Source organism: Pseudomonas sp. DCB_AW (genome assembly GCF_026240895.1).
Taxonomy (GTDB): Bacteria; Pseudomonadota; Gammaproteobacteria; order Pseudomonadales; family Pseudomonadaceae; genus Aquipseudomonas; species Aquipseudomonas kermanshahensis.
This window is the reverse complement of the sequence record NZ_JAPFCE010000024.1, coordinates 49,927-70,900: the sequence shown is the minus strand read 5'-3', so window position 1 is coordinate 70,900 and position 20,974 is coordinate 49,927. Positions and strand designations below refer to the sequence as shown.

The following is a 20,974-nucleotide window of genomic DNA, read 5'->3' as shown; positions in this document are numbered from 1 at the left end:
CCCTTGCGAGACCTTCTGCTGTCGAGATCCTGGGGCCGCTGCGCAGCCCATCGCGACACAAGGCCGCTCCTACAGGGATCTACGCTGCCGACAAACGCACAATAAAAAGCCCCGGCTCATACGAGCCGGGGCTTTTTTGTGTCACTTACGGCAATCAGCCGTTGAACACTTCATCCACGCTGTTCAGCGGGTAGTGCTTAGGATACGGCAGGGTCGCCACACCGGACTCGATAGCAGCCTTGGCGACAGCATCGGAAACAACGGTGATCAGACGGGCATCCAGAGGCTTCGGAATGATGTACTCACGGCCGAATTCCAGGCCTTCGACGCCGTAGGCTTCGCAAACTTCCTTGGGAACCGGCAGCTTGGCCAGGTCTTTCAGGGCGATGGCCGCAGCAATCTTCATTTCTTCGTTGATGCGCTTGGCACGTACGTCCAGGGCGCCACGGAAGATGAAGGGGAAGCCCAGTACGTTGTTGACCTGGTTCGGGTAGTCGGAACGACCGGTGGCCATGATCACGTCGTTACGGGTGGCGTGAGCCAGCTCTGGGGAGATTTCCGGATCGGGGTTCGAGCAAGCGAACACGATCGGGTTGGCCGCCATCGACTTCAGGCCTTCTGCGCTCAGCAGGTTCGGGCCGGACAGGCCAACGAACACGTCAGCACCGTTCAAGGCGTCAGCCAGGGTGCGCTTGTCGGTCGCGTGGGCGAACTGCGCCTTGTACTGGTTCAGGTCGTCGCGGCCAGCGTGGATCACGCCGCTGCGGTCGATCATGTAGATGTTCTCGACCTTGGCACCCATGCTGACCAGCAGCTTCATGCACGAGATGGCGGCAGCGCCGGCACCCAGGCAGACGATCTTGGCTTCTTCCAGCTTCTTGCCGGCGATTTCCAGGGCGTTGATCATGCCGGCCGCGGTGACGATCGCGGTGCCGTGCTGGTCATCGTGGAAGACCGGAATGTCGCACTGCTCGATCAGGGTGCGCTCGATTTCGAAGCACTCTGGAGCCTTGATGTCTTCGAGGTTGATGCCACCGAAGGTGATCGAAATGCGGCGAACGGTGTCGATGAAAGCTTGCGGGCTTTCCGACTCGACTTCGATGTCGAATACGTCGATGCCAGCGAAACGCTTGAACAGAACACCCTTGCCTTCCATGACCGGCTTCGAGGCCAGTGGGCCGAGGTCGCCCAGACCGAGGATGGCAGTACCATCCGAAATCACCGCAACCAGGTTGCCTTTACCGGTGTATTTGTAGGCCAGCTCTGGATCACGGCCGATTTCGCGCACGGGTTCTGCAACACCTGGGCTGTAGGCCAGGGCGAGGTCACGGGCGGTGGCGGTGGGCTTCGAGAGCTCGACGCTCAGTTTCCCCGGACGAGGTTGAGCGTGGTATTCGAGAGCGGCGGTTTTCAGGTCTGACATGGTGGGCATTCCGCTATTTACTGTTCTGACGGACCGCCGAGGATACGCAAAGAGCCGGGGAGTCACAAGACTGGTCGGTCACTTGTGTCAAGGCCTTTAGCCTACGACTTTACGCTATAACCCACGGGGCATACGAATCACAGTGTGTACAATCTAATACCGAAATGTCTACATCTTTTCAGCCTGAAATGCGTTCTAACATGCTCGGATCGGTCAATGGCAACACCCAGCGTCGCTGCCCAGGCTTCAGGCCACCCTTGCGGGAACGATCCAGCACCCAGCCACGCGCTTCGACTTGGCGCCCTTTGAGATTATCGAAGAAGCTGGCCGGGAAGTTGCGTTGCAGACGAGCGGGAACCTGCAGCACCACGGTGCTATCCAGGGTCAGCCAGACGCCGCCACGGTTACGTTCGACCGCCTCGATTCGGCCACCGATGACAGCGAACCCAGACTGCCTGACATCCCGCGCGCGCAGCACCGGCGAGCTGCGCCACAGGCCGACACCCGCCTTGCGCGCCGCTTGCTCGGCCAATTGCTGGCACCCCACCAGGCGCACATTGGGGGCAACGGCAACGCGGTAGCCGAGCCCCTCGCTGAGCAGTTGTGCTTCCAGATTGTTGCCAGTGCGGCCGTAGATGTGCGCCAGTGTGCGGCCGTATTTGTCTTTGCCCTCGACGCCCTGCACCAGCCCTACACGCCCGTCACTGGCTTTGACCAAGGCTTGCAAGCGCCGCTTGGCCGCCTCGGCATAGGGCTCGCTGGTCCGCCCTTTGCGACCAATCTCCGGGGCGTTGATGCCGATCATGCGCACGCTGCGGCCGTCGGTCAGGCGCAAGGTATCGCCATCTACCACCTGCCGCACTGCCACCGGTTGAGGGTTGGCCGGCAGAGGGCAGAACGCCTGGGCAGGAAGATGCCAAATCGCGCCCACAAAAAAAGCGCCCACAAGGGGCGCTTTTTTTTGCAACAACGCGAAACCCGAGGGATTCGCCATGCGCATTATTACTTCTTGGCACCGAACATGCCGAAGCGATCGGCAAACTTCTGTACGCGACCACCGGTGTCCAGGACTTTCTGCTTACCGGTGTAGAACGGGTGGCACAGGTTGCAAACGTCGATCGACAGGGTGCTACCCAGGGTCGAACGGCTTTCAAACTTGTTGCCGCAGCTGCAGGTGACTGCAACTACTTCGTAGTTCGGATGAATATTTGCTTTCATGGTCACTTCCTCGAGCTGCGTGCCGCCACCCAACACCAATTGTTGAATACCGCACGTAATTAGGCGGCGAATAATACCAGAGCCCAGCCTCAGCGCAAGTTGTCGCTTGCACCGACTGTCGTCTGCTAGGCTCGCCAGTCTTTGAAATGCCCTTGCGAGACCTTCCGCGTGTCCGACGTCATCCTGCGCCTTGCCCTGCCCTCCCCGCTGCGTCGCCTGTTCGACTACAGGGCGCCGGCGAGCATGGCGCGCCAGCCCCTCACACCGGGCATGCGCATTCGTGTGCCATTCGGGCGCCGCGAGATGATCGGCGTGCTGGTGGAGGTGTGCGACCAAAGCGAAGTGCCCGCCGACAAGCTCAAGCCGGCCATTGCGCTGCTGGACCCGGTATCGCCGCTGCCGCCGGCCCTGCTCAAGCTGTGCCTGTGGACGGCCCAGTACTACCAGCACAGCCTGGGCGATACCCTGAGCTGGGCCCTGCCGACCCTGCTGCGCCAGGGCGAACTGGCCGAGATGCGCCAGGAACGCTTCTGGCACGTCGCCGCCGATGCCCGCCACGATGACCCCCGCATCGCCCGCGCACCGCGCCAGCGCGATGCCCTGAAAACCCTGGCGCAGCACCCACACGGCGTGGCCCACAGCCTGCTGGGCAAGCTCAACCTGAACAAGGACAGCCTCGACCTGCTGCTGGCCAAGGAACTGGTCACCGTCGAAGTACGCCGCCACCTGCCGACGCCGCGCCACGAGCACTGGCTGGCGCAGCCCGAACTGCCCCTCAACGAAGAGCAGCGCAACGCCTTCGATGCCGTGTGCCTGGGCCTTGGCAGTTTCAACGCGTTTCTGCTGGCCGGGGTTACCGGCAGCGGCAAGACCGAGGTCTACCTGCAGTTGATCCGCGAAACACTGGAGGCCGGCAAGCAGGCGCTGGTGCTGATCCCGGAAATCAACCTCGGCCCGCAGACACTGGCGCGCTTCGAGCAACGCTTCAACGCCCGCATCGCCTTGCTGCACTCGGCGGTCGGCGACCGCGAGCGGCTGGACGCCTGGCTGGCAGCCCGTGACGGCGAGGCCGACATCATCATCGGCACCCGCTCGGCGCTGTTCACGCCGATGAAAAACCCCGGCCTGATCATCATCGACGAAGAGCACGACGGCTCTTATAAACAGCAAGAAGGCCTGCGTTACCACGCCCGCGACCTGGCCCTGGTGCGCGCCCACCAGGAGAACATCCCGATCCTGCTCGGCTCGGCCACGCCGTCGCTGGAAACCCTGCACAACGCCCAGACCGGCCGCTACACCTTGCTGCGCATGAACCAGCGCGCCGGCGGTGCGCGCCCGCCGCGCATGCTGCGCCTGGACGTGAAAAGCCTGCCGCTGGACAGTGGCATCAGCGGCCCGCTGCAGCAGGCCATCCGCCAGACCCTGGAAGCAGGCCAGCAAGTGTTGGTGTTCCTCAACCGCCGCGGCTTTGCCCCGACGTTGCTGTGCCACGATTGCGGCTGGTTGTCCGAATGCCCTCGCTGTGATGCGCGCATGACCGTGCACCAGCGTTCCGGCGTGCTGCGTTGCCACCACTGCGGTTATGACGAACGCCTGCCGCACCAGTGCCCACAGTGCAACCATGTCGACTTGCGGCCGGTGGGCGCAGGCACCGAGCGCGCCGAAGAGCGCCTTAAGGTGCTGTTCCCGGACTACCCGATCCTGCGCGTGGACCGCGACAGCACGGCGCGCAAAGACGCCATGCACAACCTGTTCGGCACCATCCAGCGTGGCCAGCCGAGCATCCTGGTGGGCACCCAGATGCTCGCCAAGGGGCACCACTTCCCACGCGTGACCCTGGTGGCCATCCTCGACGCCGACGGCGGGCTGTTCTCCGGCGACTTCCGTGCCAGCGAGCGCATGGCGCAACTGATCGTGCAGGTTGCCGGGCGTGCCGGGCGCGCCGAAGAGCCCGGCAAGGTGATCATCCAGACCCACCTGGCCGACCACCCCTTGCTGGTACAGCTGACCGAACAAGGCTATTTCGCCTTCGCCGAGCAAGCCCTGGACGAGCGCCGCGGCGCCGGCCTGCCGCCTTTTTCTCACCTGGCATTGCTGCGCGCCGAAGCGCACAAACCGGGCCAGGCCGAAGGCTTCCTCGACGAAGCCTGCAGCGCAGCAGAGCGCCTGGTGGCCGAACAGCGCCTGCCGGGCATTGAACTGTTGGGCCCGGTACCGGCTCCCATGGAGCGCCGAGCGGGCCGCTTCCGCGCCCAATTATTGATACAGGCCAACACCCGGGCACCCCTGCATCGACTGATCAGCGCCTGGTTGCTAGTGTTGGAGCAAATGCCGAGCGGCCGACAGGTTCGCTGGTCGCTGGACGTGGACCCGGTAGACCTCTACTGACACCCTGAGCCTTGGCAAAGGTTGGCAACCCGCTCCCGGCAACGGATAATGCCCAGTTTTTCCACCTGCGCATCGAAGCGCTCCACCGCGCTTGCGGTCGAAAAGAGAACCCCATGAAAGACACCATTCGCCAGCTGATCCAGCAAGCCCTCACCCAACTCGTCACCGACGGTGTGCTGCCTGAAGGGCTATCGCCGGCGATCCAGGTGGAAAACGCCCGGGACAAGACCCACGGCGACTTCGCCAGCAACATCGCGATGATGCTGGCCAAGCCTGCCGGCATGAAGCCGCGCGACCTGGCCGAAAAACTGATCAACGCGCTGCCCGCCAGCGACGACATCAGCAAGGTCGAGATTGCCGGCCCAGGCTTCCTCAACTTCTTCCAGAACACCAGCGCCCTGGCCGACCGCCTGGACGCCGCCCTGGCCGACGGCCACCTGGGCGTGCGCAAGGCAGGCGCCGCCGAGAAGGTGGTGATCGACCTGTCGGCGCCGAACCTGGCCAAGGAAATGCACGTTGGTCACCTGCGCTCGACCATCATCGGCGACAGCGTCGCCCGTGTGCTGGAGTTTCTCGGCGACCAGGTCATCCGCCAGAACCACGTGGGCGACTGGGGCACTCAGTTCGGCATGTTGATGGCCTACCTGCAGGAAAACCCGATCACCAGCGACGAGCTGTCGGACCTGGAGAACTTCTACCGCGCCGCGAAGAAACGCTTCGACGAGTCCGAAGAATTCGCCACCCGCGCCCGCGGCCTGGTGGTCAAGCTGCAGGCCGGCGACCCTGAGTGCCTGGCCCTGTGGACGCGTTTCAAGGACATTTCCCTGTCCCACTGCCAGAAAACCTACGAGCTGCTCAACGTCAAGCTGACCATGGCCGACGTCATGGGCGAAAGCGCCTACAACGACGACCTGGCCAACGTAGTCAGCGACCTCAAGGCCAAGGGCCTGCTGGTCGAGGACCAGGGCGCGCAGTGCGTGTTCCTCGAAGAATTCAAGAACAGCGAAGGCGAACCCCTGCCGGTGATCGTGCAGAAGGCCGACGGTGGCTACCTGTACGCCACCACCGACCTGGCCGCCGTGCGCTACCGCAGCAATGTGCTCAAGGCCGACCGTGCCCTGTACTTCGTCGACCAGCGCCAGGCGCTGCACTTCAACCAGGTGTTCGAAGTGGCGCGCCGTGCAGGCTTCGTCGGCCACCCGATGCAAATGGAACACATGGGCTTCGGCACCATGAACGGCGCCGACGGCCGCCCGTTCAAGACCCGTGACGGCGGCACCGTGAAGCTGATCGACCTGCTCACCGAGGCCAAGGAGCGTGCCTACGCCCTGGTCAAGGAGAAGAACCCGAGCCTGGCCGAAGACGATCTGCGCCACATCGGTGAAGTGGTCGGGATCGGCGCAGTGAAGTACGCCGACCTGTCCAAGCACCGCACCAGCGACTACAGCTTCAACTTCGAGCTGATGCTCAACTTCGAAGGCAACACCGCGCCGTACCTGCTGTATGCCTACACCCGCGTGGCGGGCGTGTTCCGCAAACTGGGCAAGGGCTTCGACGAGGTCGACGGCAAGATCGTGCTGCAGGCCGAGAAGGAGCTGGACCTCGCCGCGCGCCTGGCGCAATTCGGCGAAGTGCTTAACAGCGTGGCCGACAAGGGTACGCCGCACGTGCTGTGCAGCTACCTGTACGACCTGGCTGGCCTGTTCTCGAGCTTCTACGAGAACTGCCCGATCCTCGCCGCCGAAACCCCGGAGCAGCAACAGAGCCGCCTGCGCCTGGCTGCCCTGACCGGTCGCACCCTCAAGCAAGGTCTGGAACTGCTCGGCCTGGAAACCCTGGAGCGCATGTAAGTTGGCTGCCAAGAAAAAACCTGCTCCAAAACGCGGCGCCAGCCGCCAACAGGCGCCGGCCAAGCAGCCGATCCCGGGTTGGGTATGGCTGGCAGTCGGGTTGACCGTGGGCGCTTTCATCGTCTTTTTGATGAAGCTCGAGCCAGGCGGTGCGGACATCAAGCGCACCAAGCCTGAACAACAAAAACCGGAAAAGGTGGCCGAAGCCAGCAAGACCACCCCGGCCACCCCGCAGCAGCCGGTGAAGCCGAAGTATGACTTCTACACCCTGCTGCCGGAGTCCGAGGTCATCGTGCCGCCGGAAGCCGTGCCAGAGAAGACGCCACCGGTGCCTGCCCAGCCAGTGACCCCGGTCACCCCGGCAGAGGCAGCGAAGATCGACACGGCACGCGCCCAGGCCGCCTTGCTGGGCCAGACGCCACCACCGGCACCGCCGGTGATCAAGCCTGCGGCCACTACGCAGTTCTTCCTGCAGGCCGGCTCGTTCCGCAAGCAAGCGGATGCCGACAAGGTCCGCGCGCAGATCATCCTGCTCGGCCAGTCGGTGAAGGTGGAGTCGGGGACGGTCAAGGATGAAACCTGGTACCGCGTACTGGTCGGCCCGTTCAGCAACCGCGAACAACTGACCGGGGCGCAGAAACAGCTTGCCGGCGCAGGCTTCAGCAACCTGCTGCTGCAACAGCGCCAGACCCGCCAGTAACGCCCGGTAGGCGCAGCCTTGCGCTGCGCCTACACGATCTGCAATCAGCGACGATCGCTGTTGGCTTCGGAAATCTGACTGTTCAAAGTCCAGAAGTCGTACAGCACGCCGACCAGGAACAGGCCGCCCGTGAAGAAGTAGATGATCGCGGTGATCCACTTGCCCTGGTACAGGCGATGCAGGCCAAAAATGCCCAGGAAGGTCAGCAGAATCCAGGCGATGTTGTAGTCGATCCGACCGGACCGGAAGCGCAGGTCCGCCTCCTTGTCCATCGCCGGGATCAGAAACAGGTCGATCAGCCAGCCGATGCCCAGCAGGCCCAGGGTAAAGAACCAGATCGTCCCAGTGATCGGCTTGCCGTAGTAGAAACGGTGCGAGCCGGTGAAGCCGAAAATCCACAACAAGTAGCCGATGACCTTGCTGTGGGTGTCGTGAAGCGGCTCACCCTGTTGATAACTGTTCATTCATAGCCCTCGTGGGTTATCCGAAAATTTTCTAAGAAAAAATGTGACTTTCTCGTCGCAGGCCGACGTATGGCACCCTGCCAATCGACCAACGGATCAGAAATTGATCAAAAAGCTGTTATAAAGTTGCGCGCCTAACACATAACTATTCATAAAGAGCTTCATCTATGCCGCCTTTACTCAAGACATGGCTGACCCTCTGTCTATTATTGCCCCTGGCCGCCCACGCCACCAATCGTGAGCAACGTCTTCCCAATGGTTTCACCGGCTATACCACCAATGCCTCGGTGAAACACGCGCCTGCCAAGCACACCACGCTGCGCGCACGCCCAAGCAACGCGGCCAGCAGCCGTGGGCTGCCGGTTGCCTCCATGTCGCCGAAGCAGAGCAGCGATGTGCTCAGCCGTGCGGTGAATGTGCTCGGTACGCCCTATGTCTGGGGCGGCAGCAGCCCGAAAAAGGGCTTCGACTGCAGCGGCCTGGTGAAATACGCCTTCAATGATGTGGCCGATGTCGACCTGCCACGCACCTCCAATGCCATGGCCCAGGGCCACGGTGTGAAGGTGGCGAAGGGCGACCTCAAGCCTGGCGACCTGATCTTCTTCAACATCAAAAGCCGACGGGTCAACCACGTTGCCATCTACCTGGGCAACGACCGCTTCATCCATGCCCCCCGTCGCGGCAAGCGGGTGAGCATCGACACCCTCAGCAAGCCTTACTGGCAGAAGCACTATGTCGTGGCCAAGCGGGTGTTGCCGAAAGAACAGCAGCAGCTGGCCCTGGCCAAGCGCTGATCGAGCCTCGACCACGGCTCTGGTAGGAGCAGCCTTGTGCTGCGAAGAGGCCAGTGAAAACACAGCGGATCGTCGCTGACGTCACCGGCCTCTTCGCAGCACAAGGCTGCTCCTACACCCATCCCATCGCTTTCAGCCTGTGCATCGCCCCTTCCATCGTCCGCATCCCCTCCGCCGCCCCCGTCTGCATCACCGAACTCAGCTGCGCCATCCGCCCTTCGCGAATCAGGTTACGCACTGCCGTGTTAGCCACCAACACTTCCCGCGCCGCCACTCGCCCGCCGCCCACGCGCTTGACCAGCACTTGCGCCACCACCAGGCGCAGCGACTCGGCCAGCATCGCCCGCACCAGCGGCTTTTCCTCGGCGGCAAACACCTCCACCAGCCGATCGATGCTGCCTGCAGCCGAGCGCGTATGCACGGTTGCCAGCACCAGGTGCCCCGTTTCTGCCGCCCGCAATGCCAGGCGAATCGTCTCAAGATCGCGCAACTCGCCGATCATGATCACATCCGGGTCCTGACGCAGCGCACTGCGCAGCCCTTGGGCAAACCCGCGGCAATCGCGGCCCATCTCGCGCTGGTTGATAAGGCTCCGTTGGCTGCTGTGGATAACTTCCACAGGGTCTTCCAGGGTGATGATATGCAGTGACTGCTCGCGGTTGAGCTGATCGAGCAGCGCCGCCAAGGTGCTGGACTTGCCACTGCCGGTGGGCCCGCCCACCAGAATCAGGCCATCGGAACACTGCGCAACAGCTTGAAACACTTCCACAAGGTCGAGCTCGTCCAAAGTCGAAATGCGTATGGGTATCAGGCGAAAGGTCGCCGCAACCCCATTCAACTGGCGGAACAGGTTCAGGCGAAAACGGCCTAACGCTGGCAGCGCCAACGCAAGGTCCAGCTCATCCCCCTGCGCCCATTGCCGGCAAGCGTCATCGCCCAGCAAGGGCGCCATGGCATCACTCAGCGCCGCTGCCGTCAGCGGCGGCAGGTCCATGCGTTGCAGTTCGCCATCCAGGCGCAGCATCGGTACCTGGCCCGCGGCCAGGTGCAGGTCCGAGGCCCGTGCATCCACAGCACGGGCCAACAGGTCGGTCACATCCATGAGACTCCCCAAAGGCGATCAAGCAGGTAGAATGCCGCAGACCCTTTCGCCGCCGGCATCGATCCATGTCCACCATAGCAGACAACCTATCCGCCCTTGCCGCCCGCATCGCCAGCGCCGCCCAGGCCGCCGGACGAGACCCGGCCAGCATCCAGTTGCTGGCTGTGAGCAAGACCAAGCCCGCCAGCGCCATCCGTGAAATCTACGCCGCTGGCGTGCGCGATGTCGGCGAAAACTACCTGCAGGAAGCCCTGACCAAGCAGGAAGCGTTGCGCGACCTGCCCTTGATCTGGCACTTCATTGGCCCCATTCAGTCGAACAAGACCAAAGCCATTGCCGAGCATTTCGACTGGGTACATTCCGTGGACCGCCTGAAGATCGCCCAACGCCTCTCGGAGCAACGCCCTGCTGCACTGGCACCGCTGAACATCTGCCTGCAGGTGAATGTCAGCGGCGAAGACAGCAAGTCCGGCTGCGCACCGGCCGACCTGCCAGCGCTGGCCGAGGCCGTCGCGAAACTGCCCAATTTGCGCCTGCGCGGGTTGATGGCCATCCCGGAGCCCAGCGATGACCGCGCCGCCCAAGAGGCCGCTTTTGCCAGCCTGCGCACCTTGCAGCAGCGCCTGGGCCTTGGCCTGGACACCTTGTCCATGGGCATGAGCCACGACCTGGAGGCGGCGATTGCCCAGGGAGCGACCTGGGTGCGTATCGGCACCGCCCTGTTCGGTGCCCGCGACTACGGGCCCGTCTGATTCCATGCTTTACTCACTCTTTCCCACAAGGACCTGACATGAGCAAGACACGTATTGCCTTTATCGGCGCCGGCAACATGGCCGCCAGCCTGATCGGCGGCCTGCGTGCCCAGGGCCTGGAGGCTTCGCAGATCCGCGCCAGCGACCCGGGCGCCGAGACCCGTACCCGCATCCAGGCCGAGCACGGCATCGAAACCTTCGAAGACAATGCCCAGGCAATCGCTGGCGCCGACGTGATCGTGCTGGCGGTCAAGCCGCAAGTCATGAAGGCCGTTTGCCAAGCCCTGCAAGCCCACCTGCAGGAAGGCCAGCTGATTGTTTCCATCGCCGCCGGTATCACCTGCGCCAGCCTGCAGAGCTGGGTAGGCCCACGCCCGGTGGTGCGCTGCATGCCCAACACGCCAGCGCTGCTGCGCCAAGGCGTCAGCGGCCTGTACGCCACCCAGGAAGTCAACGCCGAACAGCGGCAACAGGCCGAACAGCTGCTGTCTGCCGTGGGCACTGCCCTGTGGCTGGACCAAGAGCAGCAACTGGACGCAGTGACCGCCGTCTCCGGCAGCGGGCCGGCGTACTTCTTCCTGCTGATCGAGGCGATGACCGCCGCAGGCGAAAAGCTCGGCCTGCCTCGCGAAACCGCCTCCCAGCTGACCCTGCAGACCGCGCTGGGCGCGGCGCGCATGGCCGTGGCCAGCGATGTCGACGCTGCCGAACTGCGCCGCCGTGTCACCTCGCCAGCCGGCACCACCGAAGCTGCGATCACGTCGTTCCAGGCTAGCGGCTTCGAAGCCATCGTCGAGCAAGCGCTGCAGGCCGCAGCGACGCGCTCCGCCGAGCTGGCCGAACAACTGGGCAAATAAGGAGCTTTAGATGAATGCACTGTCTGGCGCCGCGATCTTCGTGGTGCAAACCCTGGTCAGCCTGTATTTGGTGATCGTCCTGCTGCGCTTCGTGCTGCAACTGGTCAAGGCCAACTTCTACAACCCACTGTGCCAGTTCGCGGTACGCGCCACCCAGCCGCTGCTCAAGCCGATCCGCCGCGTCATCCCCAGCGTTGGCGGCCTGGACACCTCATCGCTGCTGCTGGCAGTGGTCATCCAGGCGCTGCTGATGGGCTTCGTGCTGATGGTCACCTACGGCACCTTCGGTGATGTGCTGCACCTGCTGATGTGGGCCATCATCGGCATCACCTCGCTGTTCCTGAAGATCTTCTGGGTGGCGATGATCGTCATGGTGATCGTCTCCTGGGTCGCGCCCAACAGCCACAACCCGGCGGCGGAGCTGGCCTACCAGATCAGCGAACCGGTGCTGGCACCGTTCCGCCGCCTCGTGCCTAACCTGGGCGGCATGGACATCTCGCCCATCTTCGCCTTCCTGGCGATCCAGGTGATCCAGTCGTTCGTCATGCCGCCGCTGGCTGCCTATGCCGGCATGCCTCAAGAACTGTGGCGGATGATCTGATCCAACGCCCTTGAACATCGACGCCCCCTGCGGCAAGCCTTTGCTTGCCGCAGGGGGTAGCGCTCTTTAGACTTACGCCTCCGTCAAGCGTGAGCAGGGTCGATGTCCACTGTCCTTCCCGAAGATTCCGTCGGTCTGGTTACACCGCAAACAGCCCGGTTCGAAGAACCGCTGGCCCTGGCCTGTGGCCGCTCGCTGGCCAGCTACGAGCTGGTCTACGAGACCTATGGCACCCTGAACGCCAGCGCCAGCAATGCCGTACTGATCTGCCATGCCTTGTCCGGCCACCACCATGCCGCCGGCTACCATGCCGCCACCGACCGCAAGCCGGGCTGGTGGGACAGCTGCATCGGCCCCGGCAAGCCAATCGACACCAACCGTTTCTTCGTGGTCAGCCTGAACAACCTCGGCGGCTGCAATGGCAGTACTGGCCCGAGCAGCGTCAACCCGGCTACCGGCAAGCCCTATGGCGCCGACTTCCCGGTGCTGACCGTGGAAGACTGGGTGCACAGCCAGGCACGCCTGGCTGACCGCCTGGGCATTGGCCAGTGGGCGGCCATCGTGGGCGGCAGCCTTGGTGGCATGCAGGCGCTGCAATGGACCATCACCTACCCCGACCGCGTGCGGCACTGCGTCGATATCGCCTCGGCGCCCAAGCTCTCGGCACAGAACATTGCCTTCAACGAAGTAGCGCGCCAGGCCATCCTCACCGACCCGGAGTTCCACGGCGGTTCGTTCCAGGACCAGGGCGTGATCCCCAAGCGCGGGCTGATGCTGGCGCGCATGGTGGGCCATATCACCTACCTGTCCGATGATTCGATGGGTGAAAAATTCGGCCGTGAGCTCAAGAGCGACAAGCTCAACTACGACTTCCACAGCGTCGAATTCCAGGTCGAAAGCTACCTGCGCTATCAGGGCGAGGAGTTTTCCGGCCGTTTCGACGCCAACACCTACCTGCTGATGACCAAGGCCCTGGACTACTTCGACCCGGCCGCAGCCCACGGTGGCGACCTTGCCGCCACCCTGGCCTCGGTCACGGCAGACTACTGCATCATGTCGTTCACCACCGACTGGCGCTTCTCGCCTGCCCGTTCACGCGAGATCGTCGATGCGTTGATGGCAGCGCGCAAGAACGTGTGTTACCTGGAGATCGATTCACCTTATGGGCACGATGCCTTCCTGATCCCCACACCTCGCTACATGCAGGGTTTCTCGAACTACATGAACCGCATCGCCATCTGAGGACAGCATGAGAGCCGATCTGGAAATCATCCACGACTGGATTCCCGCCGGCAGCCGGGTACTCGACCTGGGCTGCGGCAGTGGCGAACTGCTTGCCTCGCTGCGTGACCGCAAGCAGGTCACCGGTTACGGCCTGGAGATCGACGCCGACAATATCGCCGCGTGCGTGGCCAAGGGCGTCAACGTCATCGAACAGGACCTGGACAAGGGCCTGGGCAACTTTGCCAGCAACAGTTTCGATGTGGTGATCATGACCCAGGCCCTGCAGGCCGTGGAGTACCCCGACCGCATCCTCGACGAGATGCTGCGCGTGGGCCGTCAGTGCATCATCACCTTCCCCAACTTCGGCCACTGGCGCTGCCGCTGGTACCTGGCGACCAAAGGCCGCATGCCGGTTTCGGACTTCATGCCGTATACCTGGTACAACACGCCGAACATCCACTTCTGCACCTTCGCCGACTTTGAAGAGCTGTGCCACGAGCGCCACGCCAAGGTCCTCGACCGCCTGGCCGTCGACCACTTGCACCGTAATGGGTGGGGCGGCCGGCTATGGCCTAATCTTCTAGGTGAGATCGGCATCTATCGCGTCAGCAGCCCTGGCCTGCAGGAGCACCAGCTCGCGGTCTGACGCCCACCGGAGGAATCGCACCATGCGTCGCCTAGCCCTGTTCCTGATCAGCCTGTGCCTGGCCCTGCCTGTACTGGCTGCCGATGCCGCCCGTCCCGAGCGCAAGGAAGTGTTTGGCGACGTGACGGTACACTACAGCGCGTTCACCTCAAGCATGCTGACGCCGGAGGTGGCCGCGGCCACGGGCCTGGTGCGCAGCAAGAACCAGGGCGTGCTCAACATTGCGGTGATCAAGGCCAACAAGCCGGCCATGGCGGTCGTCAGCGGCACGGTGAAAGACCTGACCGGGCGCAGCAGCCCGTTGTCCTTCAAGCAGATCACCGAACAGGGCGCGATTTACTACATCGCCCAGTTCAAGATCGAACAGCCAGAAACCGTGACCTTCGACATCAATGTCGAAACCGGCGGCATCAGTAACTCTCTTAGCTTCAACCAGGAAGTGTTCCCAGGCGAATGATGAATTTCCAGCAACTCGTATTGGCCAGCCACAATGCCGGCAAACTCAAGGAACTCCAGGCCATGCTTGGCGCGTCCGTACAGCTGCGCTCGATCGGTGAATTCAGCCAGGTCGAGCCAGAGGAAACCGGCCTGTCGTTCGTCGAGAACGCCATTCTCAAGGCACGCAATGCCGCGCGCATCTCTGGCCTGCCAGCACTGGCCGATGACTCGGGCCTGGCCGTGGACTACCTCGGCGGCGCGCCGGGTATTTATTCTGCTCGCTATGCCGATGGCAAGGGTGACGCGGCAAACAACGCCAAGCTGCTGGACGCCTTGAAAGACGTGCCCGAGGCCGAGCGCGGCGCTCAGTTCGTCTGCGTGCTGGCGCTGGTGCGTCACGCCGACGACCCGCTGCCGATCCTGTGCGAAGGCCTGTGGCACGGGCGCATCATGTTTGAGGCCAGCGGTGAGCACGGCTTTGGCTACGACCCGCTGTTCTGGGTGCCAGAGCGCAATTGCTCGAGTGCGGACCTCGCCCCTGTCGACAAGAACCAGCTCAGCCACCGCGCCCGCGCCATGGTCCTGCTGCGTCAACGCCTGGGCCTGGCATGATCGAAACGTTGTCCATCCAACCGCACCCGGCGGGTGCGGCTGGTTTCGCCGTGCTGCCGCCCTTGGCGTTGTACATCCACATCCCGTGGTGCGTACGCAAATGCCCTTATTGCGACTTCAATTCCCACGCGGCGGGCCCAGAGCTGCCTGAAGAGGCTTATGTCGACGCCCTGCTGACCGACCTCGATCAAGAGCTGGCAGCCGTACAAGGCCGCCCGATCAGCTCGATCTTCTTCGGTGGCGGTACGCCGAGCCTGTTCAGTGCCAACGCCCTTGGGCGGCTGCTGCGTGGCGTTGAACAACGCATCCCGTTCGCGCCGGACATCGAGATCACCCTGGAGGCCAATCCCGGTACGTTCGAGCAAGAGAAGTTCAAGGCGTACCGGCAGACGGGCATCAATCGCCTGTCCATCGGCGTGCAGAGCTTCCAGCCCGCCAAGCTGGAGGCGCTCGGGCGCATCCACAATGGTGACGAAGCGATCCGTGCCGCCGACATGGCGCGCGCCGCCGGGTTCGACAACTTCAACATGGACTTGATGCACGGCCTGCCCGACCAGTCGCTGGACGACGCGCTGGGTGACGTGCGCCAGGCCATCGCCCTAGGGCCGACCCACTTGTCGTGGTACCAGCTGACCGTAGAGCCGAACACGGTGTTCTGGAACCAGCCGCCCGAGCTGCCCGAAGACGACATCCTGTGGGATATCCAGGAGGCCGGCCAAAGCCTGATGGCCGAGCACGGCTACCGCCAGTACGAAGTGTCGGCCTATGCCCAGCCAGGCCGTGCTGCCAAGCACAACCTCAATTACTGGCGCTTCGGTGATTTCATCGGCATCGGCGCGGGTGCCCACGGCAAGCTGACCTTCGCTGACGGGCGCATCCTGCGCACCTGGAAAACCCGCCTGCCCAAGGACTACCTGAACCTGGCCAAACCGTTCAAGGCTGGCGAAAAGCGGCTGCCGGCGGACGAGCTGCCCTTCGAGTTCCTGATGAACGCCTTGCGCCTGACCGATGGCGTCGAAGCCGAACTGTTCACCCAGCGCACCGGCCTGCCGCTGGCGCAACTGGCCGAGGCCCGTCGCGCGGCCGAACAAAAGGGCCTTTTGCAGGTCGAACCGGATCGATTGGTGGCCACGCCGCGCGGCCAGTTGTTCCTCAATGACCTGCTGCAGTATTTCTTGACCTAAGGATGACCCATGGACCTGGTACTTGATCTGCTTGCAACGGCTTCCCGCTGGAGCCGCAGCAACCTGTCGGAGATTTCGCTGGCCTTGGTAGGCTGCCTGCTGGTGCTGTTCGGCACCGATATCAAAGCCACGGTGGAACAACGCCTGGGCAGCCTGGCCGGCGCCCTGCGCGTGCCGTTCATGGCCCTGCTGGTGATGATCGGCAGCGGCGCAGCGCTGATCTATGCCACGCCGTGGGTGGTGAAGGGGCTGGGCCAGTTCAATAATTATGCGTTGGCACCGGTGCTGCTGGTGGTGCTGGTGTTGATCGGCGTGGTGGCTGATCGGCGGGGGTAAGGCACGACTACAGCATTTCACTTTCCCTGTGGGAGCGGGTTTACCCGCGAACACGGGCGAAGCCCGTGCCATATACCGCGGCGCATTCTTCGCGGGTAAACCCGCTCCCACAGAATCCCTCGCGGTCTTGAGTACAAACAAGATCCGGATGAGTACGGGTCTTTCAGTGAAAGCCCGAAGCGAAGGATCCTCAGTCTGATCGCTTCAATAAAAAAACCGCCCTTCTCAGGCGGTTTTTTTGTTGGTCATTTCAGCAGGCTGAGCTCGAAAGGCTCAAGCGCCCAATCAATCCACCTTCTCGAACTTCAAATCCCAAACCCCATGCCCCAAGCGCTCACCACGGCGCTCGAACTTGGTGATCGGCCGCTCTTGCGGACGTGGCACATACGCGCCATCCGCCGCCTGGTTACGGTAACCGGGCGCAGCGCTCATCACTTCCAGCATGTACTCGGCATACGGTTCCCAGTCGGTCGCCATGTGGAACACGCCACCCGGCTTGAGCTTGCGGCGTACCAGCTCTGCGAATTCCAGCTGCACGATGCGGCGCTTGTGATGGCGCGCCTTGTGCCAAGGGTCTGGGAAGAACAGCATCAAACGGTCGAGGCTGTTGTCGGCCACGCAGCGGTTGAGCACTTCGATGGCATCGCAGTCATACACCCGCAGGTTCTTCAGCCCTTGGGTCAGCACGCCATTGAGCAGCGCGCCAACGCCCGGACGGTGCACTTCGACACCGATGAAATCCTGCTCAGGCGCGGCAGCGGCCATCTCCAGCAGGGAGTGGCCCATGCCGAAACCGATCTCCAGGGTGCGCGGCGCCGAACGGCCGAACACCTGGTCGTAGTCCACCGGGCTGTCGGCCAGGGGCAGGATGAACAGGGGGCCACCCTGGTCCAGGCCGCGTTGCTGACCTTCGGTCATGCGCCCGGCGCGCATCACGAAGCTCTTGATACGGCGGTGTGGGCGCTCTTCGCCTTCGGCGGTGATCGGCGTTTCTTGCGATTCAGTCATCAGGAGCTCTTACTTGATCAGACCATCCAGCGGCGAAGAGGCGCTGGCATAGAGTTTCTTCGGCATGCGGCCGGCCAGGTAGGCCAGGCGACCGGCCACGATGGCGTGCTTCATGGCTTCAGCCATCAACACCGGTTGCTGGGCATGGGCGATGGCCGAGTTCATCAGCACTGCCTCGCAGCCCATCTCCATGGCGATGGTGGCGTCGGAGGCAGTACCCACGCCGGCATCGACCAGCACCGGCACCTTGGATTCTTCGAGGATGATCTGCAGGTTGTAGGGGTTGCAGATGCCCAGGCCGGTACCGATCAGGCCAGCCAGTGGCATGACCGCAATACAGCCCGCTTCGGCCAGCTGACGGGCGATGATCGGGTCGTCGCTGGTGTAGACCATCACGTCGAAACCATCCTTGACCAACACTTCGGCGGCCTTGAGGGTTTCGATCACGTTGGGGAACAAGGTTTTCTGGTCGGCCAGCACTTCCAGCTTGACCAGGTTGTGGCCATCCAGCAGTTCACGGGCCAGGCGGCAAGTGCGCACGGCTTCGACAGCGTCGTAGCAGCCCGCAGTGTTCGGCAAGATGGTGTAACGGTCGGGTGGCAGCACGTCGAGCAGGTTCGGCTCGCCCGGGTTCTGACCGATGTTGGTACGGCGCACAGCGACGGTGACGATCTCGGCACCCGAGGCCTCGATGGCCAGGCGGGTTTCTTCCATGTCACGGTATTTGCCGGTGCCGACCAGCAGGCGCGACTGGAAAGTGCGCCCGGCCAGGGTAAAGGGCTTGTCGCTACGAACGTTGCTCATCGTTGTTCCTCGGGAAAAGGTTACTGGGCTTGCGTGTGAACCGCCGAGCCGCTATCAGCCGCCGCCGATGGCGTGGACCACTTCAACCTGGTCGCCTTCGTTCAGCGCAGTGCTGTCGTGCTGGCTACGCGGCACGATATCCAGGTTGAGTTCCACTGCTACACGGCGCCCGGTGAGGTCCAGGCGCGTCAGCAGGGCCGCGACGCTTTCGCCAGCGGGCAGTTCGTAAGGTTCACCGTTCAGTTGAATGCGCATGCGCACGGCCACCATTGTGCTTTGGGGCACGCATTCTAGCGCCGAACACCCCGTTTACCCAAGGCCGGTGCACGCCATTAGTCGCGATTGTGGACCACTCGGTCAGCCCAGCCGCCAGGCTGCCAGGCCCAGGCACAGCCACCCTGCGAGGAAGCACAGGCCGCCAAAGGGCGTGATGATGCCGAGCTTGCTCACGCCTGTCAGGGTCAGCAGGTACAGGCTACCGGAGAACAGCAGGATACCCAGCGCGAACAGACCGCCGGCCCAGCCCACCAGGCGCCCCGGCAAATGCGCTGCCAGCACGGCGACACCGAAAATCGCCAAGGCATGCACCAGCTGGTAGGTCACGCCGGTGTGGAAGATGGCCAGGTAGTCTGGCGTCAGGCGGTTTTTCAGCCCATGCGCGGCGAAAGCGCCCAGGGCCACACCGGTAAAGCCGAAAAAGGCGGCAAGCATGAGGAAGCTGCGAAGCATGGGACGACTCCTTGTATCGGGTCTGTATAATGGCCCGTTCCACCCGCCCGGCCAAGCCATCGACATGCTGCCATCCCTTATCCGCCGCCTCACTCGCGCCCTGCTCTGGTTCGCTGCCGGCAGTATCGTATTGGTGCTGGTGTTTCGCTGGGTGCCGCCCCCCGGCACGGCGTTGATGGCCGAGCGCAAGGTCGAGTCCTGGCTGAATGGCGAGCCCATCGACCTGCAGCGCGACTGGGAACCGTGGGAGAACATCTCCGATGAGCTCAAGGTCGCGGTCATTGCCGGTGAAGACCAGAAGTTCGCCACCCATTGGGGTTTTGACATCCCGGCCATTCAGGCAGCGCTGGCCTACAATGAACGCGGCGGCAACATTCGCGGGGCCAGCACGCTGACCCAGCAGGTGGCCAAGAACTTGTTCCTGTGGTCGGGCCGCAGTTGGTTCCGCAAGGGCCTGGAAGCCTGGTTCACGGCGCTGATCGAGCTGTTCTGGTCGAAGGAGCGCATCCTCGAGGTCTACCTGAACAGCGCTGAATGGGGCAATGGCGTGTTTGGCGCCCAGGCGGCGGCGCGCTACCACTTCGGGGTCGACGCCAGCCGGCTCAATCGGCAGCAGGCCGCGCAACTGGCTGCGGTATTGCCCAGCCCGATAAGGTGGAGCGCCAGCCGCCCCAGCGCCTATGTGGCCAGTCGGGCCGGGTGGATTCGGCGGCAGATGAGCCAGTTGGGTGGGCCTAGCTACCTGATGCAGCTGGAAGCTTCGCGCAGGCTTTGAATCATCGACGGGCTTTACGGGCCCTTTCGCAGCACAAGGCTGCGCCTACAGGTCCGGCGCTATACCTGTAGGAGCAGCCTTGTGCTGCGAAAGGGCCCGCAAAGCCAACACAAACAAAAAAGCCGCCAACCCTCTTCAGGCCAGCGGCTTTTTGATACAGCCAAGCGTGAATCACACCGTGATCAACGCCTTGACCTTGTTCATCGCATTCTTTTCCAGCTGACGAATACGCTCAGCCGACACGCTGTACTTGTCCGCCAACTCATGCAACGTCGCCTTCTCTTCCGCCAACCAGCGCTGGTAGAGAATGTCACGGCTGCGCTCGTCCAGGCCTTGCAGCGCTTCATGCAGGTTGCTGGTGGAGTTGTCGCTCCAGTCGGCATCCTCAAGTTGTACGGCCGGGTCGTAGCGGTGGTCTTCCAGGTAATGCGCAGGCGACTGGAACGCGCTGTCATCATCGGCTTCCGCCGCTGGGTCAAAGGCCATGTCCTGACCACTCAGGCGGCTTTCCATCTCGCGCACTTCGCGCGGTTCGACGCCCAGGCTCTCTGCCACACGATGAACTTCATCGTTGTTCAGCCAGGCCAGACGCTTCTTCTGGCTGCGCAGATTGAAGAACAGTTTGCGCTGGGCCTTGGTGGTCGCCACCTTGACGATGCGCCAGTTGCGCAGGATGAATTCGTGGATTTCGGCCTTGATCCAGTGCACGGCAAAGGACACCAGGCGCACGCCCATCTCTGGGTTGAAGCGTTTGACGGCCTTCATCAGGCCGACGTTGCCTTCCTGGATCAGGTCAGCCTGGGCCAGGCCGTAGCCTGCATAGCTACGGGCGATATGTACGACGAAACGCAGGTGGGCCATCACCATTTGCCGAGCGGCCTCAAGATCCTGCTCGTAATAGAGACGCTCGGCCAGATCACGCTCCTGCTCGACCGTCAGCAGCGGGATGCTGTTGACCGTGTGCACATAGGCTTCCAGGTTTGCACCGGGCACCAGGGCATAGGCAGGTTGCAACGATGTGGTCATTCAAGAACCTCCGACTTACTAGACTCGCGCCTTGTGGGCACTG

24 protein-coding genes are annotated in these 20,974 nt (G+C 63.0%); 14 read left to right on the top strand and 10 right to left on the bottom strand.

What is annotated here, in order from left to right; all coding sequences use genetic code 11:
- Positions 1-154 precede the first annotated feature (154 nt).
- The 3 genes from OO306_RS15265 to rpmE all read right to left on the bottom strand — a co-directional run bounded on the left by OO306_RS15265 (position 155) and on the right by rpmE (position 2,641).
- Complete coding sequence (locus OO306_RS15265) at positions 155-1,423, bottom strand: malic enzyme-like NAD(P)-binding protein (protein WP_027592351.1); 1,269 nt, start codon at positions 1,421-1,423, stop codon at positions 155-157.
- Positions 1,424-1,601: 178 nt separating this feature from the next.
- The gene (locus tag OO306_RS15260) at positions 1,602-2,423 is read right to left on the bottom strand and encodes a thermonuclease family protein (protein WP_265969252.1); all 822 of its coding nucleotides are present in this window, start codon (positions 2,421-2,423) and stop codon (positions 1,602-1,604) included.
- Positions 2,424-2,425: 2 nt separating this feature from the next.
- Positions 2,426-2,641: a 50S ribosomal protein L31 gene (gene rpmE, locus OO306_RS15255; protein WP_027592349.1), complete on the bottom strand. Its 216-nt coding sequence runs from the start codon at positions 2,639-2,641 to the stop codon at positions 2,426-2,428.
- A gap of 168 nt (positions 2,642-2,809) precedes the next feature.
- On the opposite strand from rpmE, the gene OO306_RS15250 reads away from it, so the two are divergent.
- The 3 genes from OO306_RS15250 to OO306_RS15240 all read left to right on the top strand — a co-directional run bounded on the left by OO306_RS15250 (position 2,810) and on the right by OO306_RS15240 (position 7,579).
- Positions 2,810-5,029: a primosomal protein N' gene (locus OO306_RS15250; protein WP_265969250.1), complete on the top strand. Its 2,220-nt coding sequence runs from the start codon at positions 2,810-2,812 to the stop codon at positions 5,027-5,029.
- 113 nt (positions 5,030-5,142) lie between these two features.
- The gene (gene argS / locus OO306_RS15245; protein WP_099430684.1) at positions 5,143-6,879 is read left to right on the top strand and encodes an arginine--tRNA ligase; all 1,737 of its coding nucleotides are present in this window, start codon (positions 5,143-5,145) and stop codon (positions 6,877-6,879) included.
- Position 6,880: 1 nt separating this feature from the next.
- Positions 6,881-7,579, top strand: coding sequence for an SPOR domain-containing protein (locus tag OO306_RS15240; RefSeq protein ID WP_027592346.1), 699 nt, complete (start codon positions 6,881-6,883; stop codon positions 7,577-7,579).
- Positions 7,580-7,623: 44 nt separating this feature from the next.
- Here OO306_RS15240 and OO306_RS15235 read toward each other — a convergent pair whose 3' ends face one another.
- Positions 7,624-8,043 (bottom strand): TM2 domain-containing protein, encoded by a 420-nt coding sequence (locus OO306_RS15235; RefSeq protein WP_085272247.1) that lies wholly within the window; start codon positions 8,041-8,043, stop codon positions 7,624-7,626.
- 167 nt (positions 8,044-8,210) lie between these two features.
- Here OO306_RS15235 and OO306_RS15230 point away from each other — a divergent pair, with 167 nt between their 5' ends.
- The gene (locus tag OO306_RS15230) at positions 8,211-8,837 is read left to right on the top strand and encodes a C40 family peptidase (protein ID WP_027592344.1); all 627 of its coding nucleotides are present in this window, start codon (positions 8,211-8,213) and stop codon (positions 8,835-8,837) included.
- A 112-nt stretch (positions 8,838-8,949) separates the two neighbouring features.
- On the opposite strand, the gene OO306_RS15225 is transcribed toward OO306_RS15230, so the two are convergent.
- Positions 8,950-9,939, bottom strand: coding sequence for a type IV pilus twitching motility protein PilT (locus OO306_RS15225; RefSeq protein WP_265969247.1), 990 nt, complete (start codon positions 9,937-9,939; stop codon positions 8,950-8,952).
- Between the two features lie 65 nt (positions 9,940-10,004).
- On the opposite strand from OO306_RS15225, the gene OO306_RS15220 reads away from it, so the two are divergent.
- The 9 genes from OO306_RS15220 to OO306_RS15180 all read left to right on the top strand — a co-directional run bounded on the left by OO306_RS15220 (position 10,005) and on the right by OO306_RS15180 (position 16,589).
- A complete protein-coding gene (locus tag OO306_RS15220; protein ID WP_238215592.1) occupies positions 10,005-10,691 on the top strand; it encodes a YggS family pyridoxal phosphate-dependent enzyme in 687 nt (228 codons plus the stop codon).
- A 38-nt stretch (positions 10,692-10,729) separates the two neighbouring features.
- Positions 10,730-11,548, top strand: a complete 819-nt coding sequence (gene proC / locus OO306_RS15215) for a pyrroline-5-carboxylate reductase (RefSeq protein WP_265969244.1) — start codon at positions 10,730-10,732, stop codon at positions 11,546-11,548.
- Between the two features lie 10 nt (positions 11,549-11,558).
- A complete protein-coding gene (locus tag OO306_RS15210) occupies positions 11,559-12,149 on the top strand; it encodes a YggT family protein (protein ID WP_027592340.1) in 591 nt (196 codons plus the stop codon).
- 102 nt (positions 12,150-12,251) lie between these two features.
- The gene (locus tag OO306_RS15205) at positions 12,252-13,391 is read left to right on the top strand and encodes a homoserine O-acetyltransferase (RefSeq protein ID WP_186676979.1); all 1,140 of its coding nucleotides are present in this window, start codon (positions 12,252-12,254) and stop codon (positions 13,389-13,391) included.
- Between the two features lie 7 nt (positions 13,392-13,398).
- Positions 13,399-14,019: a methionine biosynthesis protein MetW gene (metW, locus tag OO306_RS15200; RefSeq protein WP_008092977.1), complete on the top strand. Its 621-nt coding sequence runs from the start codon at positions 13,399-13,401 to the stop codon at positions 14,017-14,019.
- 22 nt (positions 14,020-14,041) lie between these two features.
- A complete protein-coding gene (locus OO306_RS15195) occupies positions 14,042-14,476 on the top strand; it encodes a DUF4426 domain-containing protein (protein ID WP_186676962.1) in 435 nt (144 codons plus the stop codon).
- Positions 14,473-15,069, top strand: a complete 597-nt coding sequence (rdgB, locus tag OO306_RS15190) for an RdgB/HAM1 family non-canonical purine NTP pyrophosphatase (RefSeq protein ID WP_099430691.1) — start codon at positions 14,473-14,475, stop codon at positions 15,067-15,069. Before OO306_RS15195 ends, rdgB begins: the two co-directional genes overlap by 4 nt.
- A complete protein-coding gene (hemW, locus tag OO306_RS15185) occupies positions 15,066-16,253 on the top strand; it encodes a radical SAM family heme chaperone HemW (RefSeq protein WP_099430692.1) in 1,188 nt (395 codons plus the stop codon). Before rdgB ends, hemW begins: the two co-directional genes overlap by 4 nt.
- A gap of 9 nt (positions 16,254-16,262) precedes the next feature.
- Complete coding sequence (locus OO306_RS15180) at positions 16,263-16,589, top strand: DUF3392 family protein (RefSeq protein WP_027592335.1); 327 nt, start codon at positions 16,263-16,265, stop codon at positions 16,587-16,589.
- Positions 16,590-16,874: 285 nt separating this feature from the next.
- Here OO306_RS15180 and trmB read toward each other — a convergent pair whose 3' ends face one another.
- The 4 genes from trmB to OO306_RS15160 all read right to left on the bottom strand — a co-directional run bounded on the left by trmB (position 16,875) and on the right by OO306_RS15160 (position 19,130).
- Entirely contained in the window at positions 16,875-17,597 is a 723-nt protein-coding gene (gene trmB / locus OO306_RS15175) for a tRNA (guanosine(46)-N7)-methyltransferase TrmB (RefSeq protein WP_027592334.1), read from the bottom strand.
- 9 nt (positions 17,598-17,606) lie between these two features.
- Positions 17,607-18,401, bottom strand: a complete 795-nt coding sequence (locus tag OO306_RS15170) for a thiazole synthase (RefSeq protein WP_027592333.1) — start codon at positions 18,399-18,401, stop codon at positions 17,607-17,609.
- A gap of 54 nt (positions 18,402-18,455) precedes the next feature.
- On the bottom strand, positions 18,456-18,656 hold the full coding sequence (thiS, locus tag OO306_RS15165) for a sulfur carrier protein ThiS (RefSeq protein ID WP_033693942.1): 201 nt from the start codon (positions 18,654-18,656) through the stop codon (positions 18,456-18,458).
- Positions 18,657-18,758: 102 nt separating this feature from the next.
- Positions 18,759-19,130, bottom strand: a complete 372-nt coding sequence (locus tag OO306_RS15160) for a DUF423 domain-containing protein (RefSeq protein WP_027592331.1) — start codon at positions 19,128-19,130, stop codon at positions 18,759-18,761.
- A 64-nt stretch (positions 19,131-19,194) separates the two neighbouring features.
- Between OO306_RS15160 and mtgA the strand changes: the two genes are divergently transcribed.
- Positions 19,195-19,905, top strand: coding sequence for a monofunctional biosynthetic peptidoglycan transglycosylase (mtgA, locus tag OO306_RS15155; protein WP_265969254.1), 711 nt, complete (start codon positions 19,195-19,197; stop codon positions 19,903-19,905).
- Between the two features lie 171 nt (positions 19,906-20,076).
- Here mtgA and rpoH read toward each other — a convergent pair whose 3' ends face one another.
- The gene (rpoH, locus tag OO306_RS15150; protein ID WP_023378197.1) at positions 20,077-20,931 is read right to left on the bottom strand and encodes an RNA polymerase sigma factor RpoH; all 855 of its coding nucleotides are present in this window, start codon (positions 20,929-20,931) and stop codon (positions 20,077-20,079) included.
- Positions 20,932-20,974: the final 43 nt, after the last annotated feature.

Coding starts and splice junctions, on each gene's coding strand:
- OO306_RS15170 (WP_027592333.1), bottom strand. CDS start 18,401: ATGAGCAACGTTCGTAGCGACAAGCCCTTTACCCTGGCCGGGCGCACT.
- OO306_RS15205 (WP_186676979.1), top strand. CDS start 12,252: ATGTCCACTGTCCTTCCCGAAGATTCCGTCGGTCTGGTTACACCGCAA.
- OO306_RS15195 (WP_186676962.1), top strand. CDS start 14,042: ATGCGTCGCCTAGCCCTGTTCCTGATCAGCCTGTGCCTGGCCCTGCCT.
- mtgA (WP_265969254.1), top strand. CDS start 19,195: ATGCTGCCATCCCTTATCCGCCGCCTCACTCGCGCCCTGCTCTGGTTC.
- rdgB (WP_099430691.1), top strand. CDS start 14,473: ATGATGAATTTCCAGCAACTCGTATTGGCCAGCCACAATGCCGGCAAA.
- OO306_RS15265 (WP_027592351.1), bottom strand. CDS start 1,423: ATGTCAGACCTGAAAACCGCCGCTCTCGAATACCACGCTCAACCTCGT.
- OO306_RS15160 (WP_027592331.1), bottom strand. CDS start 19,130: ATGCTTCGCAGCTTCCTCATGCTTGCCGCCTTTTTCGGCTTTACCGGT.
- OO306_RS15230 (WP_027592344.1), top strand. CDS start 8,211: ATGCCGCCTTTACTCAAGACATGGCTGACCCTCTGTCTATTATTGCCC.
- rpmE (WP_027592349.1), bottom strand. CDS start 2,641: ATGAAAGCAAATATTCATCCGAACTACGAAGTAGTTGCAGTCACCTGC.
- proC (WP_265969244.1), top strand. CDS start 10,730: ATGAGCAAGACACGTATTGCCTTTATCGGCGCCGGCAACATGGCCGCC.
- OO306_RS15235 (WP_085272247.1), bottom strand. CDS start 8,043: ATGAACAGTTATCAACAGGGTGAGCCGCTTCACGACACCCACAGCAAG.
- hemW (WP_099430692.1), top strand. CDS start 15,066: ATGATCGAAACGTTGTCCATCCAACCGCACCCGGCGGGTGCGGCTGGT.
- thiS (WP_033693942.1), bottom strand. CDS start 18,656: ATGCGCATTCAACTGAACGGTGAACCTTACGAACTGCCCGCTGGCGAA.
- argS (WP_099430684.1), top strand. CDS start 5,143: ATGAAAGACACCATTCGCCAGCTGATCCAGCAAGCCCTCACCCAACTC.
- OO306_RS15260 (WP_265969252.1), bottom strand. CDS start 2,423: ATGCGCATGGCGAATCCCTCGGGTTTCGCGTTGTTGCAAAAAAAAGCG.
- OO306_RS15180 (WP_027592335.1), top strand. CDS start 16,263: ATGGACCTGGTACTTGATCTGCTTGCAACGGCTTCCCGCTGGAGCCGC.
- trmB (WP_027592334.1), bottom strand. CDS start 17,597: ATGACTGAATCGCAAGAAACGCCGATCACCGCCGAAGGCGAAGAGCGC.
- metW (WP_008092977.1), top strand. CDS start 13,399: ATGAGAGCCGATCTGGAAATCATCCACGACTGGATTCCCGCCGGCAGC.
- OO306_RS15210 (WP_027592340.1), top strand. CDS start 11,559: ATGAATGCACTGTCTGGCGCCGCGATCTTCGTGGTGCAAACCCTGGTC.
- rpoH (WP_023378197.1), bottom strand. CDS start 20,931: ATGACCACATCGTTGCAACCTGCCTATGCCCTGGTGCCCGGTGCAAAC.
- OO306_RS15225 (WP_265969247.1), bottom strand. CDS start 9,939: ATGGATGTGACCGACCTGTTGGCCCGTGCTGTGGATGCACGGGCCTCG.
- OO306_RS15220 (WP_238215592.1), top strand. CDS start 10,005: ATGTCCACCATAGCAGACAACCTATCCGCCCTTGCCGCCCGCATCGCC.